This window comes from Luteimonas sp. BLCC-B24 (assembly GCF_028550595.1).
Lineage (GTDB): Bacteria > Pseudomonadota > Gammaproteobacteria > Xanthomonadales > Xanthomonadaceae > Luteimonas.
The window spans coordinates 160,442-176,518 of record NZ_JAQQGN010000006.1; the positions used below are offsets into that span (position 1 = coordinate 160,442).

General features: G+C 66.5%; 14 protein-coding genes. 10 read left to right on the top strand and 4 right to left on the bottom strand.

The genetic code is table 11. From position 1 onward, the window contains the following. Position 1: 1 nt before the first annotated feature. The 4 genes from PQS31_RS13110 to sucC form a co-directional block, all read right to left on the bottom strand. Positions 2–316, bottom strand: a complete 315-nt coding sequence (locus tag PQS31_RS13110; protein ID WP_272763180.1) for a CcdB family protein — start codon at positions 314–316, stop codon at positions 2–4. Further along, positions 313–591, bottom strand: a complete 279-nt coding sequence (locus PQS31_RS13115) for a type II toxin-antitoxin system CcdA family antitoxin (RefSeq protein WP_272763181.1) — start codon at positions 589–591, stop codon at positions 313–315. The genes PQS31_RS13110 and PQS31_RS13115 overlap by 4 nt, the downstream gene beginning before the upstream one ends. 211 nt (positions 592–802) lie before the next feature. After that, positions 803–1,675: a succinate--CoA ligase subunit alpha gene (gene sucD / locus PQS31_RS13120; RefSeq protein ID WP_096210512.1), complete on the bottom strand. Its 873-nt coding sequence runs from the start codon at positions 1,673–1,675 to the stop codon at positions 803–805. A 94-nt stretch (positions 1,676–1,769) separates the two neighbouring features. Then, positions 1,770–2,930 (bottom strand): ADP-forming succinate--CoA ligase subunit beta, encoded by a 1,161-nt coding sequence (gene sucC, locus PQS31_RS13125; RefSeq protein ID WP_272763182.1) that lies wholly within the window; start codon positions 2,928–2,930, stop codon positions 1,770–1,772. A 185-nt stretch (positions 2,931–3,115) separates the two neighbouring features. Between sucC and PQS31_RS13130 the strand changes: the two genes are divergently transcribed. The 10 genes from PQS31_RS13130 (at position 3,116) to PQS31_RS13175 (ending at position 16,063) form a co-directional block, all read left to right on the top strand. After that, positions 3,116–4,708: a HAMP domain-containing sensor histidine kinase gene (locus tag PQS31_RS13130; RefSeq protein WP_272763258.1), complete on the top strand. Its 1,593-nt coding sequence runs from the start codon at positions 3,116–3,118 to the stop codon at positions 4,706–4,708. A gap of 131 nt (positions 4,709–4,839) precedes the next feature. Beyond that, the gene (locus PQS31_RS13135; protein ID WP_272763183.1) at positions 4,840–6,255 is read left to right on the top strand and encodes a sigma-54 dependent transcriptional regulator; all 1,416 of its coding nucleotides are present in this window, start codon (positions 4,840–4,842) and stop codon (positions 6,253–6,255) included. A 55-nt stretch (positions 6,256–6,310) separates the two neighbouring features. Beyond that, complete coding sequence (locus PQS31_RS13140) at positions 6,311–7,018, top strand: hypothetical protein (RefSeq protein ID WP_272763184.1); 708 nt, start codon at positions 6,311–6,313, stop codon at positions 7,016–7,018. Between the two features lie 294 nt (positions 7,019–7,312). Next, positions 7,313–7,777, top strand: coding sequence for a pilin (locus PQS31_RS13145; RefSeq protein ID WP_272763185.1), 465 nt, complete (start codon positions 7,313–7,315; stop codon positions 7,775–7,777). A gap of 79 nt (positions 7,778–7,856) precedes the next feature. After that, on the top strand, positions 7,857–9,089 hold the full coding sequence (locus PQS31_RS13150; protein ID WP_272763186.1) for an isoprenylcysteine carboxylmethyltransferase family protein: 1,233 nt from the start codon (positions 7,857–7,859) through the stop codon (positions 9,087–9,089). Beyond that, on the top strand, positions 9,023–10,027 hold the full coding sequence (locus PQS31_RS13155; RefSeq protein ID WP_272763187.1) for a serine hydrolase domain-containing protein: 1,005 nt from the start codon (positions 9,023–9,025) through the stop codon (positions 10,025–10,027). Before PQS31_RS13150 ends, PQS31_RS13155 begins: the two co-directional genes overlap by 67 nt. 183 nt (positions 10,028–10,210) lie before the next feature. Beyond that, on the top strand, positions 10,211–10,843 hold the full coding sequence (locus tag PQS31_RS13160; protein WP_272763188.1) for a methyltransferase domain-containing protein: 633 nt from the start codon (positions 10,211–10,213) through the stop codon (positions 10,841–10,843). Beyond that, the gene (locus tag PQS31_RS13165; RefSeq protein WP_272763189.1) at positions 10,824–12,674 is read left to right on the top strand and encodes a sulfatase-like hydrolase/transferase; all 1,851 of its coding nucleotides are present in this window, start codon (positions 10,824–10,826) and stop codon (positions 12,672–12,674) included. Before PQS31_RS13160 ends, PQS31_RS13165 begins: the two co-directional genes overlap by 20 nt. Positions 12,675–12,827: 153 nt before the next feature. Next, complete coding sequence (gene pilB, locus PQS31_RS13170) at positions 12,828–14,552, top strand: type IV-A pilus assembly ATPase PilB (protein ID WP_272763190.1); 1,725 nt, start codon at positions 12,828–12,830, stop codon at positions 14,550–14,552. Positions 14,553–14,908: 356 nt separating this feature from the next. Further along, a complete protein-coding gene (locus tag PQS31_RS13175; protein ID WP_336314354.1) occupies positions 14,909–16,063 on the top strand; it encodes a type II secretion system F family protein in 1,155 nt (384 codons plus the stop codon). The last annotated feature ends 14 nt before the right edge of the window (positions 16,064–16,077 follow it).

The window sequence follows — 16,077 nt, forward strand, 5'->3', positions numbered from 1 at the left end:
GTCAGATGCCATGTGTGAGGAAGTCCAGAGCCTCGATGATGCGCGGTCGCTCGGCCGCCAGATCTGCAATCTGCCGGCCCAGGATCTGCATCGGTACGCAGGTGATCTGCGCGGTATCCATCACCATCGACTTGCCAGCAACCGGCAGCGCCGGCATCAGACGGGTGAGCAGGGGGCCGGCCTGCGCCTCCGGAATCAGCGGCACGACGACCCGCGACTCGACGATGTCGATCAGATCGCTCTGCACGTTCAACCAGCAAGGCACCTCACGACGCGACGCCGGATCGGCGTTGGCATAGACGCAGAACTGGCTCATTCCCCTGCCGCGTCCTTCAACGCTGTCTTGAATGCGCGCGCACGCTCCCCGGCAAGCCCATCACGTGCGATACGGGCGTTATACGCGGCCATCGCCTCCCGATTGTCCTCCCTCCACTGCGCACGCCGCCGTGCGCGCACTTCGGCTTCCAGCGCTTTCTCGAGCGTGGCCGACAGGTTGATCTCGAGCGCCTTGGCCTCTTCGAGCAGACCCTGATTCACGCTCACATTGGTGGCGCGCTTGCCGTAACCGGCATAACCCTCACGAATGCGCATGACGGAGTCCTCGTGGATGCGCATTCAATATGCGCATTGAAAAACACCCAGTCAACCTCCCGTCTTGAAATCCCTGTGAGAGAGCGTGCTTGCGCGGGCGGTGAGCCGTTTCCAGGGCAGCGACATCGCGCGCGAGCGCGCCCTTGACGAAAGCCCGCCACGAAAAAGGCCGCCCGGAGGCGGCCTTCCCGAATCACGCCTTGCGGCGCGATTACTTCACGAGCGCAGCGATCGCTTCGCCCAGGTCGCCCGGCGAGCGCACGGTCTTGACGCCCGCCGCTTCCATCGCCTTGAACTTGCCCTCGGCCGTGCCCGAGCCGCCCGAGGCGATCGCGCCGGCGTGGCCCATGCGCTTGCCCGGAGGGGCCGAGGCGCCGGCGATGAAGCCCACGACCGGCTTCTTGACGTGGTTCTTGATGTACTCGGCGCCGGCTTCCTCGGCGTCGCCGCCGATCTCGCCGACCATGATGATGCCCAGCGTCTGCGGATCCTCGTTGAACAGCTTGAGGCAGTCGACGAAGTTCAGGCCGTTGATCGGGTCGCCACCGATGCCGATGACGGTCGACTGGCCGAGGCCCGCCGCGGTGGTCTGCTTGACCGCCTCATAGGTCAGCGTGCCCGAGCGCGACACGATGCCGATCTTGCCCGGCATGTGGATGTGGCCCGGCATGATGCCGATCTTGCACTCGCCCGGCGTGATCACGCCCGGGCAGTTCGGACCGACCAGGGTGACGTCCGGGTGCGACTTCAGCACGTTCTTGACGCGCAGCATGTCGAGCACCGGAATGCCCTCGGTGATGCAGACGATGACCTTGATGCCGGCCGCGGCCGCTTCGAGGATCGCGTCGGCCGCGAACGGCGGCGGCACGTAGATCACCGAGGCGTCGGCGCCGGTGGCCTCGACCGCTTCGCGCACGGTGTTGAACACCGGCAGGTTGATGTGCGTGGTGCCGCCCTTGCCCGGCGTGACGCCGCCGACGACCTGGGTGCCGTATTCCACCATCTGGGTGGCGTGGAAGGTGCCCTGCTGGCCGGTGAAGCCCTGCACGATCACCTTGGTGTTCTTGTTGATCAGAACGCTCATCTGTAAATCCTTCGCTGTCGCAGGCGCACCCGGAGGTGCTGCATCGCGTGGCGCGACGGCGGGCATGGCCCGCCCCTGCAGGTGATATGTGGGATCAGGCGGCTGCGGCGACGGCCTTCTTGGCGCCGTCGTTGATGTCGTCGGCGGCGGTGATGGCCAGGCCCGATTCGGCCAGCAGCTTCTTGCCCGCTTCGACGTTCGTGCCTTCCAGGCGCACGATCACCGGCACCTTGACGTCCACTTCCTTGACCGCGGCGATGATGCCTTCGGCAATCATGTCGCAGCGGACGATGCCGCCGAAGATGTTGACGAAGATCGCCTTGACCTTGTCCGAGGACAGGATGAGCTTGAACGCCTCGGTCACGCGCTCCTTGGTCGCGCCGCCGCCCACGTCGAGGAAGTTCGCCGGCGCGCCGCCGTTGAGCGCGATCACGTCCATCGTCGCCATGGCCAGGCCCGCGCCGTTGACCATGCAGCCGATGTTGCCGTCCATGGTCACGTAGTTCAGGTCGTACTCGCTGGCGCGCACTTCGGCCTCGTCTTCCTGCGAGGTGTCGCGCATCGCGGCCAGATCCTTGTGACGGAAGGTCGCGTTGTCGTCGTTGTTGACCTTGCCGTCGAGGGCGTAGAGGTCGCCGTTGTCCAGGATGGCCAGCGGGTTGAGCTCGACCAGCGCCAGATCCTTCTCGTTGAACAGGGTGTACAGGCCGCCCATGATCTTGGCGAGCTGGTTGGCCTGCTTGGCATTGAGGCCGATCTTGAAGCCGATGTCGCGGCCCTGGTAAGCCTGGAAGCCTTCGACGAAGTTGACGTTGAGCGTCTCGATCTTCTCCGGCGTCTCGGCAGCCACCTGCTCGATGTCCACGCCGCCCTCGCTGGAGACGATGTAGGTGATCGACTGGGTGCCGCGGTCGACCAGCACCGACAGGTACAGTTCCTTGGCGATCTCGCCGGCCTCGGTGACCAGCACCAGGTTCACCGGCAGGGCGACGCCCGCCGACTGGTAGGTCGCCATCTTCGTGCCCAGCATGGCGGCGGCCGCGGCCTTCACGTCGTCGGTGGTCTTGCAGAACTTCACGCCGCCGGCCTTGCCGCGGCCGCCCGCGTGGATCTGGGCCTTGACCATCCAGGGGCCATCGCCCAGGGACTTCGCTGCTTCGACTGCTTCGTCGGCGGTGGACGCGACGCGTCCGGCCGGCACGGGGATGCCGTAATCGGCAAACAACTGCTTCGCCTGGTATTCGTGGAAGTTCATGTGGGGTCCATCGGGTGGGAAATGATGCCGGCCGCGAGGCGGGCGCGCGGGGCGCCGGAGGCCGACCGGGCCCGCCATTCTCGCGCATGCGGCGCCCCCGGGCAAAACGGGCCCTCCGGCGCGTGCCTATACTGGCCGCTGTCTGCCCCACGGAGCGACCGTTGCGCCTGCTCGCCGTACCCACGATGTCGCCGGGGTTGATGCAGCGCGAACTGGCGCTGTTCTCGCTCTACCGGCTGCTGGAGGCCGCCCTGCTGGCACTTCTGGTGTTCAGCCCCTGGGGCGAACTGCTGGGCGAGGTGGTGGACCCGGCGGTCGCGATTTCGGTCAGCCTGGGCTACCTGGTGGCGTCGGTCGGCCTGCTGCTGCATGCCCGGCATGCGCGGGTGGACCACGCGGCGCACGCCGTGGTCGGCGTGGCGGTGGACATCGCGGTCGCGGGGCTCGTGAGCCATGCGATTCCGGAAGTCGCGCCCGGCGTGGCGATGCTGCTGCTGTTCAACATCAGCGCCGCGTCGCTGTTCGTCAGCCTGCGCAGCAGCCTCTTGATCGCCGCGGCCGCGGCGGCGGCGCTGCTGTTCGAGCGCGTCGCCAGTCTCGTCGGCGGCAGCCCCTTCGACCGGCCGCTGGCCGAAACGCTGATGTTCGCGCTGGGTTTTTTCGCCGCCGCCTCGCTGACCCGCCAGCTCGGCAAGCAGGTCCGCGACACCCAGGCCCTGGCCGAGCGCCGGGGCGCGGAGGCGGCCAACATGGCCGAGATCAACGAGCTGGTGATCCGGCGCATGCAGACCGGCGTGCTGCTGGTCGACGGCACGGGCCAGATCCGCCTGGCCAACGAGGCTGCACTGCTGCTGCTGGGCGACGCCGACACGCCCGGCGAGGACGCCATGCACGGGCGCACGCTGTCGCAGCTCGCGCCGCGGCTGGCCCTGCGCCTGGCCGACTGGTTGCGCAGCGGCAGTACCGACGACGCGCCGCTCACGCTGCGCGAGCACACCGACGTCATGCCGCGGTTCGTGCGCCTGCTGGCCAACAGCGACCACACCCTGGTCTTCCTCGACGACACCTCGCTGGTTTCGCGCCGGGCCGAATCGCTGACCCTGGCCACGATGGGCCGGTTCTCGGCCGGCCTGGCACACGAGATCCGCAATCCGCTGGCGGCGATCAGCTACGCCACCCAGCTGCTGGAGGAGTCGGAGGACATTCGCGACGCCGACCGCCGCCTGCTGCAGATCATCCATCAGCAGTGCGTGCGCACCAACGGGATCGTGGAAAGCGTGCTGAGCCTGGCCCGGCGCGAACGCGCCCGTCCCGAGCACGTGGACCTGGTCGCGGCCGCGCATGCCTTCGTGCAGGACTACCGGATGATCGTTGCCGACGACAATGCCGAGATCCGCGTGGCCTGCGACCAGGCCAGCCTGTCGGCCGTATTCGACCCGCGCCACCTGCACCAGGTGCTCACGGCACTGGTCAACAACGCGGTGCGCTACGGCCGCATGCCGGGTGCGCCGGCGCGCATCACGCTGCGCATCGAACCCGACGGCGACTGCCCGACACTGAGTGTGCTCGACCGCGGACCGGGCATCCCCGACGCGGTGGCCTCCCAGTTGTTCCGCCCGTTCTTCACCACCTCCGAAAGCGGCACCGGCCTCGGCCTCTACATCGCCCACGAACTGTGCCGCGCCAACGAGGCCCGCCTCGACTACGTCGCCGTGCCCGGCGGCGGCGCCTGCTTCCGCATCACCCTGGCCGCCCGGCAGACCCTGCTGCGTCGATGAGCCGCGCGGGCGCGCGCCCGCTGCCCGCCCTCACGGGCGGCGCACCGCCGTTGTCACCGGTGTCGCGCTCGTCAGTCAGGGCAAAAGCTGTCACCATGCGTCACATCCAAACACACGTTTAACCCGCCTCGATGAGCGACAACCGCAGCGCCCTGATCGTCGACGACGAGCACGACATCCGTGAACTGCTGGTACTGACGCTGGGGCGGATGGGCCTGCGCACCGACACCGCCCCCAACCTGGCGGCCGCCCGCGAAATGCTGGCCACCGTGTCCTACGACCTCTGCCTGACCGACATGCGCCTGCCCGACGGTTCGGGCCTGGAACTGGTCGGCGAGATCGGCACCCGCTTCCCCGGCACCCCGGTCGCGGTGATCACCGCCTACGGCAACGTCGAAGCGGCGGTGGAGGCCCTCAAGGCCGGCGCCTTCGACTTCGTCAGCAAGCCGGTCGACATCCACGTGCTGCGCGGCCTGGTCCGCCAGGCGCTGGAACTGGGCGAGCGCGCACGGCGCACCAGCGAGGAACAGAGCAGCCGCCTGCTCGGTGCGTCCGACGCCATGGTCACGCTGCGCAACACCATCGCCAAGGTCGCCCGCAGCCAAGCGCCGGTGTACATCAGCGGCGAATCGGGCACCGGCAAGGAGCTCGTGGCCCGCACCATCCACGCCCAGGGCGCGCGCGCCGGCGGACCATTCATTCCGGTCAACTGCGGCGCGATTCCGACCGAACTGATGGAGAGCGAGTTCTTCGGCCACAAGAAGGGCAGCTTCACCGGCGCGCACAGCGACAAGCCCGGCCTGTTCCAGGCCGCCGACGGCGGCACCCTGTTCCTCGACGAAGTGGCCGAGCTGCCGCTGCCGATGCAGGTCAAGCTGCTGCGCGCGATCCAGGAAAAGTGCATCCGTCCGGTCGGCGCCTCGAGCGAGGTGCCCGTGGACGTGCGTCTGCTCTCGGCCACCCACAAGGATCTGGGCGCTCTGGTCAACGAGGGCCGCTTCCGCCACGACCTCTACTACCGCATCAACGTCATCGGCCTCAACGTCCCGCCGCTGCGCGAGCGCACCGGCGACCTGCCGCTGCTGTCCAACGCCATCCTCCAGCGCCTGGCCCAGGCCATGCACCGCGCGCCGCCGATGCTCGACGACGACGCCGTCGCCGCGCTCGAGGCCTATCCGTTCCCCGGCAACGTCCGCGAACTGGAGAACGTGCTCGAACGTGCGCTGGCGATGGCCGACGGCGACCGCATCACCGGCGACGACCTGCACCTGCCCGCGCCTCCGGGCGCCCCGCGCACGACATCGCCGGTCATTACCGGCACCCATCCCGCGCTGCCGCCCAGCACGTCCGCGCCGCGCGACCCGCGCACCGTCAGCCCCTTCGAGACCGCCGGCACCGCCCTGCCCTCCTTCATCGAGGACATCGAGCGCGCCGCGATCCAGCAGGCCCTGCAGGAAAACCGCTACAACAAGACCAAGACCGCCGCGGCCCTGGGCATCACGTTCCGGGCGCTGCGGTACAAGCTGAAGAAGCTGGGGATCGATTGAGGGCGGGACGACCGCGGCCTAGACTCGCCGCCGTCGCCCCCGCTCCCGGTCAACGATGAATCGCTGGAAGGCCGCCGCCACCCATCTCGCCCTGAGTGCCGTCGTCATCGGCGGTATCGCCCTCACCGCGTTCCTGCTCTGGTATCCCTACGCCCTCTACCGCGTCTCGGGACTCGATCGCATCCTGCTGGTGATGCTGGCCATCGATCTCACTGCGGGTCCGCTGCTCACGCTCATCGTGTACCGGGCCGGGAAGCCCAGCCTCCGGTTCGACCTCACAGTGATCGCGCTGTGCCAAGCCGCGTTTCTCGCCTATGGCCTGCACACCCTGTGGCAAGGCCGGCCGGTCTTCCTGGTTGCAACCCCTGACACCTATACGCTGGTCTTCGCCAACGAAATCGCGCCGACGGATCTTGCGGATGCGGCGGACCCCGCGTGGCGCAGCCTGCCTTGGACCGGCCCCATCCTCGCGGGTGCCCGCATGCCGGAAGCGCCTGACCAGCGGCGCGAGGTGATGGAGACCTTCATGGCCGGCGGCGCCGGCATCGAGCGCACACCCCGGCGCTATCTATCCTTCGACGCGGTCATCCCCCTCCTGCTGGAGAACGCAGAGGCGGTCCCGCCGTCGGTACCTGACGCCGATATCGCCCGCACCGGGCGCACACGCGATGCGCTCAGGCGCGCGCCGTTGGTGTCCCGGCGCGGCGAGGGTTGGATGTTGATCGATTCCGAGCAGGGCCGGCCGCTCCGCGCGGTGAGATGACACGCGGGCCAGAGCGCGGGCCTCTTTCCGCGCACATCACGGGTCCGCTCGCCACACTCAGACGCTCTGCGTCACCTACTGACCCTGTGCGCCCGGAATGAAAAGCGCCGCCAAGCGTTGGATGACTCAAAACTGAACCTTCGTCACGCACACGGATGTCAAAGCCTCGTCATCCCGGAGTTGGCACGACTCGTGCGTTAGCTCTCGTGCACGTGCAGATCGCACGGCTGCCCACGGATCGGCACCAGCCGGGCCACCCGGCACGTGGAAACAATCACTCCTAGGGGATACACCATGAAGAAGATGCAGAAGGGCTTTACCCTGATCGAACTGATGATCGTGATCGCGATCCTCGGCATCCTGGTCGCCATCGCGCTGCCGGCCTACCAGGACTACACCGTCCGCGCCCGCGTGTCGGAAGCCGTCGCCCAGACCGCGCCGGCCAAGCTGGCGGTTGCCGAGACGGCTTCGTCGCTGAACAACGGTCTCGCCGGCGTGACCGCTGCCAACTCCGGCTTCACCTTCCCGGCAGCCGGCACGGACTACGTGCAGAGCATTGCAGTGGGCGCCAACGGCGTGATCACCACGACTCCGCGCAACACCGGTGCCAACGACAACCCGGTCATGGTATGGACGCCCACGCAGGCCAACGCGACTGCTCCGATCAACTGGGCTTGCACGGTCGCTGCGACGGCTGCGCACAAGTACGTGCCCGCCGAGTGCCGCAACACCGCTCCGACCGGCACCACGGGCGGCTGATTCGAACCAGTCGTAACGTGATGCGAAGAAGTCGGGGGGCGTATGCTCCCCGACTTTTTTATTGCAGGGGGCCGGCTCTATGCGCGACATGATGTTGCCGCCCACTGCCGTGCCGTGGCGCACGGTCGTTGCCGGGGTGATCGGCGTACTGCTCAGTCTGACCGTCGTGCTGACGTGGCAGCCACCCTTGTTGGCGAGCCTCGGCCTGATGCTCGCAGCCTGCGCCATTCCGATGTGGGTGATCGAACACCGACGCTTCCGATCTTCCGCGGATGGCAACGACGGCGATCTCCCACCTTTCAGTCGGACACAGGTCCGCCGCCTCCGCATGACGGGTGGCCTGCTGGTGTTCGTCCTGCTTGCGCTGACGATCCGGCTCCAGCTCTCCGTGTCCGGAAGCAGCGTCGCCGGCCTCCACGTCGTCCAGTTTCCGCTTCTGGTCGCCGCCGGGATTTGGGCGGTCCTGCAAGGGCTGCTCCTGCCTCGCGATCGCCCTGCGCCGGGTGCAGTCGGGCAGCTTGCCCTGTCGTTCCAGCACCTGCTCAGCGGCGGCTCCTGGTCCACCGCAGAGCGCCAGTGCCTTCTGGCGTGGTGCGTGAAGCTGTTCTTTCTGCCGCTGATGCTCGCGTGGCTGCACGACTGGCTGGCCCTGCTCCACGTCTCCGCCTCGCCGCTCGACGGCTGGATGCCGGCGTTTCTCGCTGCGATGACCCTGCTGTATGCGCTCGACACCCTGTTCGGGACGGTCGGTTATCTGTCGACGCATCGCGCGATCGGCGCCCACATCCGCTCCACCGATGCGAGCTGGCTCGGCTGGCTGTCCGCGCTGGTGTGCTATCCCCCTCTGAACCTCCTCGTCCTTCGGCAATGGCTCGACTACCAGGACGAAGTCGACTGGACCCACTGGCTCGGAGATTCCTGGGTCGCAGGCGCCTGGGCGCTCGCGATCCTGGCGCTGACTGCGGTGTATACACTCTCGACCCTTGTGTTCGGCCCGCGATTCTCGAACCTCACCCACCGCGGCATCATCACGAGCGGACCGTTCCGATTGACCAAGCATCCGGCCTACATCAGCAAGAATCTGAGCTGGTGGTTGGTCGCCGTTCCGTTCATCTCCAACAGTGGTCCGAAAGCAGCCGCCCTGAACTGCGCCGCGCTGCTTGCCGTCAACGGCATTTACTGGCTGCGCGCGAAAACGGAAGAGCGTCACCTGATGGCCGACCCCACCTACCAGCAATACGCAGCGTGGATCGCCATGCATGGCATGTTCGCCCGCTGCCGTCGGACGCTTCGTCCCAAGCGCGCAACATGAGTCTTCATGGTGCACTGCGCTTGGGAGTACTGACGTTGGGAGTCGCTCTCGGTGGGTGTGCGAGCGAAAGCCCGGACCGCGCCCAGTGCGTCAGGAGCGCGCTCACACAGCCGGCACTCGACAACGGCGCGGCTGTTTTCACGGGCGACGACGGGACCGCGCGGTCCGTCAGCGCCACCTGGCGAAGTCGTTTCCGGCTCGCCCTGCGGCACGAGTACCCCGTTGCGAGCCTGACCAAGCCCCTGATCGCGCATGCCGTTGCCCGGCACATCGCCGCAGGCGACTTCGGACTCGACACGCCCATCGCCGACGCACTCGACGAGATCGCGTTCCATCCGGATACCGGTCGCATCACCATACGCCAGCTGCTCCAGCACAGCGGCGGTCTTGGTCGCCCCGACGGACTCGACCCGCTCTGGACGAGAGGACCCGGCACGGGGACGCACCCGGACTGTCGCGCGGCGGCCGTCTACGTGGCCGGCCTGCCGCCCGACGCATCGCTGACCGGCCGCACGTTCTACAGCAACGCCGGCTACTGTCTGCTGGGCGAGCTTCTTGCACAGGTCGCGATGGATGGCCCCGAGGACGAACGGATCCGCGCACTGACGACCCAGCCGCTCGGCGGCGCCGGCGCATGGATCGCACCACTCGAGGATGTCTACGACGGCTTGCGGGCCACGCTGCCTCTGACGCATCTGGAGCCTTCCGCAGTGCCGCTCGAGGACGGGTCGTGGTACGGCTACGGATGGCGCTGGCAACCTGTCGCCGGGCGAGGCGCGCCCTGGATGCATGCCGGTCGCCTGCCCGGCGTGCTGTCGGTCGCACTCACGGATGGCGATGGTCGCCTCGTCGTCGCCCATTTCGATGGTGACCCCGCGGATGCGCTCGGCGCTGCCGCCCGCTTCGGCGCTGCCGCCTGGCCGTGCATGCACCCATGATCCTTTTAGTTGCTCCTGCGATCTCGTTCCACCCGGAACGACGCTAGGATGTGCGCCGCCGCTTGCCGCGCCGCCGATCAAAACCGGGCATCCGACAGTGATGACAGAGCCCGAGCAAGTGCGGCAACGTAAAGTTCGATTGATCAACCCCGCCGTTTAGGCGCCTGACGCATACCTGACAACATGCCGGACATCCAATCGCAAGACGTCGTCTCCAGTTACCGCCGCTACGCCCCGTTCTACGACACGATGTTCGGCGCCGTGCTCGGCCCGGGTCGCCGGAAGCTGACCGAAACCGTCACCGCTCTCGCGCCTCGTCGCCTGCTCGAGGTCGGCGTCGGAACGGGCCTCGCGCTCCCGGAGTACCCGGCCGATACCGATGTCACGGGAATCGACCTGTCATCGGACATGCTGGCGATCGCGCGGAAACGCGCCGATGCGTTGCCGGGGCGCCGCATCCGCCTGATGGAGATGGACGCAGAAGATCTGCAATTCGACGACGACAACTTCGACTGCGTCGCTGTCCCTTACGTCCTGTCGGTGACCCCGAATCCCGACGTCTTCGTTGCCGAACTGCGCAGGGTTTGTACGCCCGGCGGTCACATCGTGCTGGTCAACCATTTCAGTGGCAGCCACATCTGGCTCACGCTCGAGAAGCTGGTCAGCCCGTTGGCGGGACGAATCGGCTTCCGATCCGAATTCAGCTACGAAGAGAACATTCTGCGTCACCCGTGGACCGTGCTCGAGTGCACCACCGTCAATCTGTTCGGGCTGTCGAAGCTGTTGGTTATCCGCAATGAGAAGCCAGCTCGCTGACTCGCGCCGCCTGGCGCGTCGACTGACCCTGGAACTCGCATGCTGGGGGTCGCTGACCGGCGCATTCCTCTTCATCTATGTCGGCACGTATGGCGCCGACGCCGGCGTCGTCCTGCCTCACGCAACGGTGATCCTCGCGTTCTGGTCGGGGCTGGTCGGTATCCGTCTGATGCTCTGGCGGTTGTTTCCGGCGAGGGAGGCATTCCTTCGCGCATCGGCGCTGCTCGTCCTCACGCCACCTGTCGCACTCGCCGCCTGGTACATGGTGACGCTCGTGGGCTTGTCCTCGTGGGGAAGAGTGCCGACCTGGTCACTGGTCTGGACATATGCCAAGCAGAGCCCTCATCTGATCGCGACCCTTGGGCTACCGGGCTGGTGGCTGCCGCTTGCAGCCGCCGGGCTCACGACGTTCGTCGCGGTGATCGTGTGGAAGGCGCCACGGGTCGACTGGTGCGAAATCGGGGCTCGGCGGTTGAGCCCCAGCGGGCTCTCGACGGTCGCATCGTGCTGCGTGGCACTCGCGTTCACCCAGGGCATGCGGTTATCCAGCATGACCGACTTTCACCATGAGGAGCCGATCGGTGCAGGCTTCTTCGCCGCGCGATCCGCAGAGATGCAGACACATGCGGCGACGGCGTCACCGGCGCTGGACGCCGCGGAACGCCATGCACGCGCCCACTATGCGACCACGACCACGTTCGCACACCGCAACGTGGTCCTGATCATTGGAGACGCGCTGCGCGCGAGCCACATGGGTCTCTACGGCTATCACCGCCAGACCACACCGGATCTGGAGGCGAGCACGCACCATCACCAGACCTGGATTGCGCCGACGACCAAGGCGATCTGCGCCGAATCACTGTGCGGCTTGCTGGCTCTCTCGTCGTCCCGCACCCTGCAGTCGATGCCCACCAGTCCGATCACGCTGCACGAGGTCCTCAGGCTGCACGGGTATCGCATCCGGCTCGCACTCGGCGGTGATCACACCCATTTCTACGGCCTTCGCGACAGTTATGGGCCTGCGGAGAGCTACTTCGACGGCACCGAACAGAGCGCGAGATACGTCAACGACGACCTCGCCGTGCTGGATCACATCGACACGCTTCCGGATTACGACGGGCGTCACCCCGAGCTGCTTCAACTGCATCTGATGTCGACGCACGGCCTGGGCACGAAGCACGACGCCCCCGATGCGTTCGCACCCTCCACGAACTACTACCGCTGGCCGGGCAGACCCGGCGGACGTGTGCCGCCCAGTGCCGAAGACGCGGAGCGCGCGGTGAACCACTACGACAACGGCGTTCGCCAGTTCGACCGACTCGTGTCGACTATCCTGAAGGCGCTGGAAGCGAAGGGTTACCTGCAGAACGCGCTCGTTCTCGTTACCGGGGACCACGGGGAAATGCTCGGCGAGACAGGAGTATTTGGCCACCAGCATTCGGTCGATGAAGCGGTCCTCACCGTGCCGCTCGTCGTGCAGCGGCGCGGCTACAGCGGGAGCGATTTCGGCGCATGGCCGCTCGCATCCCAGATCGACGTCGCACCGACCATCCTCGCCGAACTCGGCATTGCGCCGCCTTCGACGTGGCGTGGCGTTGCGCTCCAGTCGACCCCGTTCCCCCGCTTCGTCTACTTTCGTCAGGGATCGTATTCAGGCGCCTACTTCCAAGGCCGCGATGCGCTTTTCAAATACTGGACGGAGCATGCATCAGCGGCCTCCCACCTGTCGGATGCGACACGTGATCCGCTGGGGCAACAGAATCTTGCCCCATTGCTCAGACCGGGACTTGCCGGACAATTGATGCTCAAGGCGATGGCAGGCGCGCCCTGAGCCAGACGTATGCGACGCTCGGGGCGGGCTATCGCACGACGTGCATTGCCCGTCACGCGATAGGTCGATCGTTCGCACGGCGCGTCACCCCGCCGTTCCGCCCCGAGGCCCCAGACGCTAGTATCTGTCCGAATCCCGCTGCCAGATGCCGCCATGAACGCAGTTTCCGCGCCCAATCTCGTCGGCATCACCGGCATCGCCCGTCGCCTCGTGCTGGACGGGGCGCTGGACGAAGCCACCGCGCGCGACGCGCTCGACAAGGCCACGGCCGCGCGCAAGCAGATCGCGGCCTATCTCCGCGAGCACAAGCTGGTAACGGCGGCCCAGATGGCGGCGGCGAACTCGGTCGAGTTCGGCATGCCGGTGTTCGACCCGTCGGTCATGGATCCGCAGGCCAGTGCGGTGAAGCTGGTCAGCGAAGAACTGCTGGGCAAGCATGGTGTGCTGCCGCTGTTCAAGCGCGGCAACCGGCTGTTCGTGGGCACGGCCGACCCGACGAACACCCATGCACTGGACGAGGTGAAGTTCCACACCAACCTCACCGTCGAGCCGATCCTCGTCGACGAGGACACCATCCGTCGCACCTTGGATGTCTGGCTGCAGTCCTCGGATTCTCTGGGCGACGCACTGGACGGGACGGACGGCCTGGACAGCCTGGACGTTGGCGACGACGACGACGCAGGCAAGATGGAGACCGTCGCCGATGGCAAGGACGACACGCCCATCGTCAAGTTCGTCAACAAGGTGCTGGTGGACGCGATCAAGAAGGGGGCGTCCGACATCCATTTCGAGCCCTACGAGACCGACTACCGCGTGCGCCTGCGCATCGATGGCATCCTGAAGCAGTCGGCGAAGATGCCGGTCAAGCTCAACCAGCGCATCACGGCGCGCCTTAAAGTCATGGCGCAGCTCGACATCGCCGAGAAGCGCGTGCCGCAGGACGGTCGCATCAAGCTGAACCTGTCGAAGACGAAGCAGATCGACTTCCGCGTCAGCACCTTGCCCACGCTGTTCGGCGAGAAGGTGGTGCTGCGTATCCTCGACGCCAGCGCCGCCAAGCTCGGCATCGAAAAACTCGGTTACGAGCCTGACCAGCAGGCGCTTTTTCTGGACGCCATCCACAAGCCCTACGGCATGGTGCTGGTCACCGGCCCCACCGGCTCGGGCAAGACGGTGTCGCTGTATACCGCGCTCGGCATCCTCAATGACGAGACCCGCAATATTTCCACCGCCGAGGATCCTGTGGAAATCCGCCTGCCCGGCGTGAACCAGGTCCAGCAAAACACCAAGCGCGGCATGACCTTCGCAGCGGCGCTGCGGTCGTTCCTGCGCCAGGACCCGGACATCATCATGGTCGGCGAAATCCGCGACCTGGAGACCGCCGAGATCGCGATCAAGGCCGCCCAGACCGGCCACATGGTGCTGTCGACGCTGCACACCAACGACGCGCCGCAGACCATCGCCCGTCTGATGAACATGGGCATCGCGCCGTACAACATCACCTCGTCGATCACGCTGGTCATCGCCCAGCGCCTCGCGCGCCGGCTGTGCCCCAAGTGCAAGAAGCGCGTGGACCTGCCGGAACACACCCTGCTGACCGAAGGGTTCACCGAGGACCAGGTGCGGGTGGGCATCGAGCTCTACGAGGCGGTGGGCTGTGACGAGTGCACCAACGGCTACAAGGGCCGGGTCGGCGTCTACCAGGTGATGCCGATGAGCGAGGCGATCCAGGAGATCATCCTGCAGGGAGGCAACGCGATGCAGATTGCCGAGGTCGCCCAGAAGGCAGGGGTGAGCGACCTGCGCCAGTCGGCGCTGGAAAAGGTCCGGCAGGGCTTGACCAGCCTGGCGGAGATCAATCGCGTGACCAAGGATTGAGCTCGACTCCAAGAGGCTGACCTTCACACGCAGCAGGCCTCGGCCCGCGAACCCCGGCCTGCGCGGAATCCTGCGCCCCGGGCACGGGAGCTGCGCCCAAGCCCGATCCGCCGCCGGCCGTCTACGGAAAGCGGCGCGCGGTCACGGCTCGAGACCGACACTTTTCCGCGCAACCCGCTACCATGCGGGCATTCGCCCGGCTGGGGAAGGCCGGTTCTTTGGGGAAAGCCCGCATGTCGATCACACGCACCGCCGCACGGAAAACCGTTGCCCGCAAGCCCGCCACCGCGCCCGTGCGCGCTGGCGTGACGCTGGACACCTTTCTCTGGGAAGGAACCGACAAGCGCGGCGCCAAGATGAAGGGCGAGCAGCAGGCGAAGAATGCCAACCTGCTGCGGGCCGAGCTTCGCCGGATGGGCATCCAGCCTTCGGTCGTCAAGCCGAAGAAGAAGCCGCTGTTCGGCAAGGCGGGCAAGACGATCTCGGCCAAGGACATTGCGGTCTTCAGCCGGCAGTTCGCCACGATGATCAAGTCCGGTGTTCCGGTGGTGCAGGCGCTGGAAATCGTCGGGAACGGCCACAAGAACCCGCGCATGGCCGACATGCTGAACACCATGCGGCTCGATATCGAGGGCGGCCTTTCGATCAACGAGGCGCTGGCCCGGCATCCGGTGCAGTTCGACGAGCTGTATCGCAATCTGGTCAAAGCCGGCGAGCAGGCGGGTGTGCTGGAAACCGTGCTCGAAACGATTGCCAGCTACAAGGAAAACGTCGAGAGCCTCAAGGGCAAGATCAAGAAGGCGCTGTTCTATCCGGCGATGGTGATCGCGGTGGCGATTCTGGTCAGCATCGTGCTCCTGGTGTTCGTGGTTCCGCAGTTCGAACAGGTGTTCTCCAACTTCGGGGCCGAGTTGCCCGCCTTCACCCAGCTCATCGTCAACGCCAGCCGCTTCGTGACGTCCTGGTGGTGGGCGATCCTGCTGGTCCTGATCGGCAGCATCTTCGGCGGCATGGCGCTCTACAAGCGGTCCGAATCGCTGCAGCATCTCGCCGACCGCCTGCTGCTCAAGATTCCGGTCATCGGCCAGGTGCTCCACAACGCGGCGATCGCACGATTCGCGCGCACCCTGGCAACCACGTTCAAGGCCGGCGTGCCACTGGTCGAAGCGCTGGACATCGTGGCGGGTGCAACCGGCAGCGGTGTATACGAGCGCGCGGTTTACCGCATGCGCGACGACGTCGCGGTGGGCTACCAGGTCAACATGGCGATGAAGCAGGTCAACCTGTTCCCGCACATGGTGGTACAGATGACCGCGATCGGCGAAGAAGCCGGTGCGCTGGATACCATGCTGTTCAAGGTGGCCGAGTTCTACGAAGAGGAAGTCAACAACGCGGTGGATGCCTTGAGCAGCCTGCTCGAGCCGATGATCATGATCTTCATCGGCGGTATCGTCGGTTCGATGGTGATCGGCATGTACCTGCCCATCTTCAAGCTCGCTGCCACCATCTGACACCGACCTTTCCT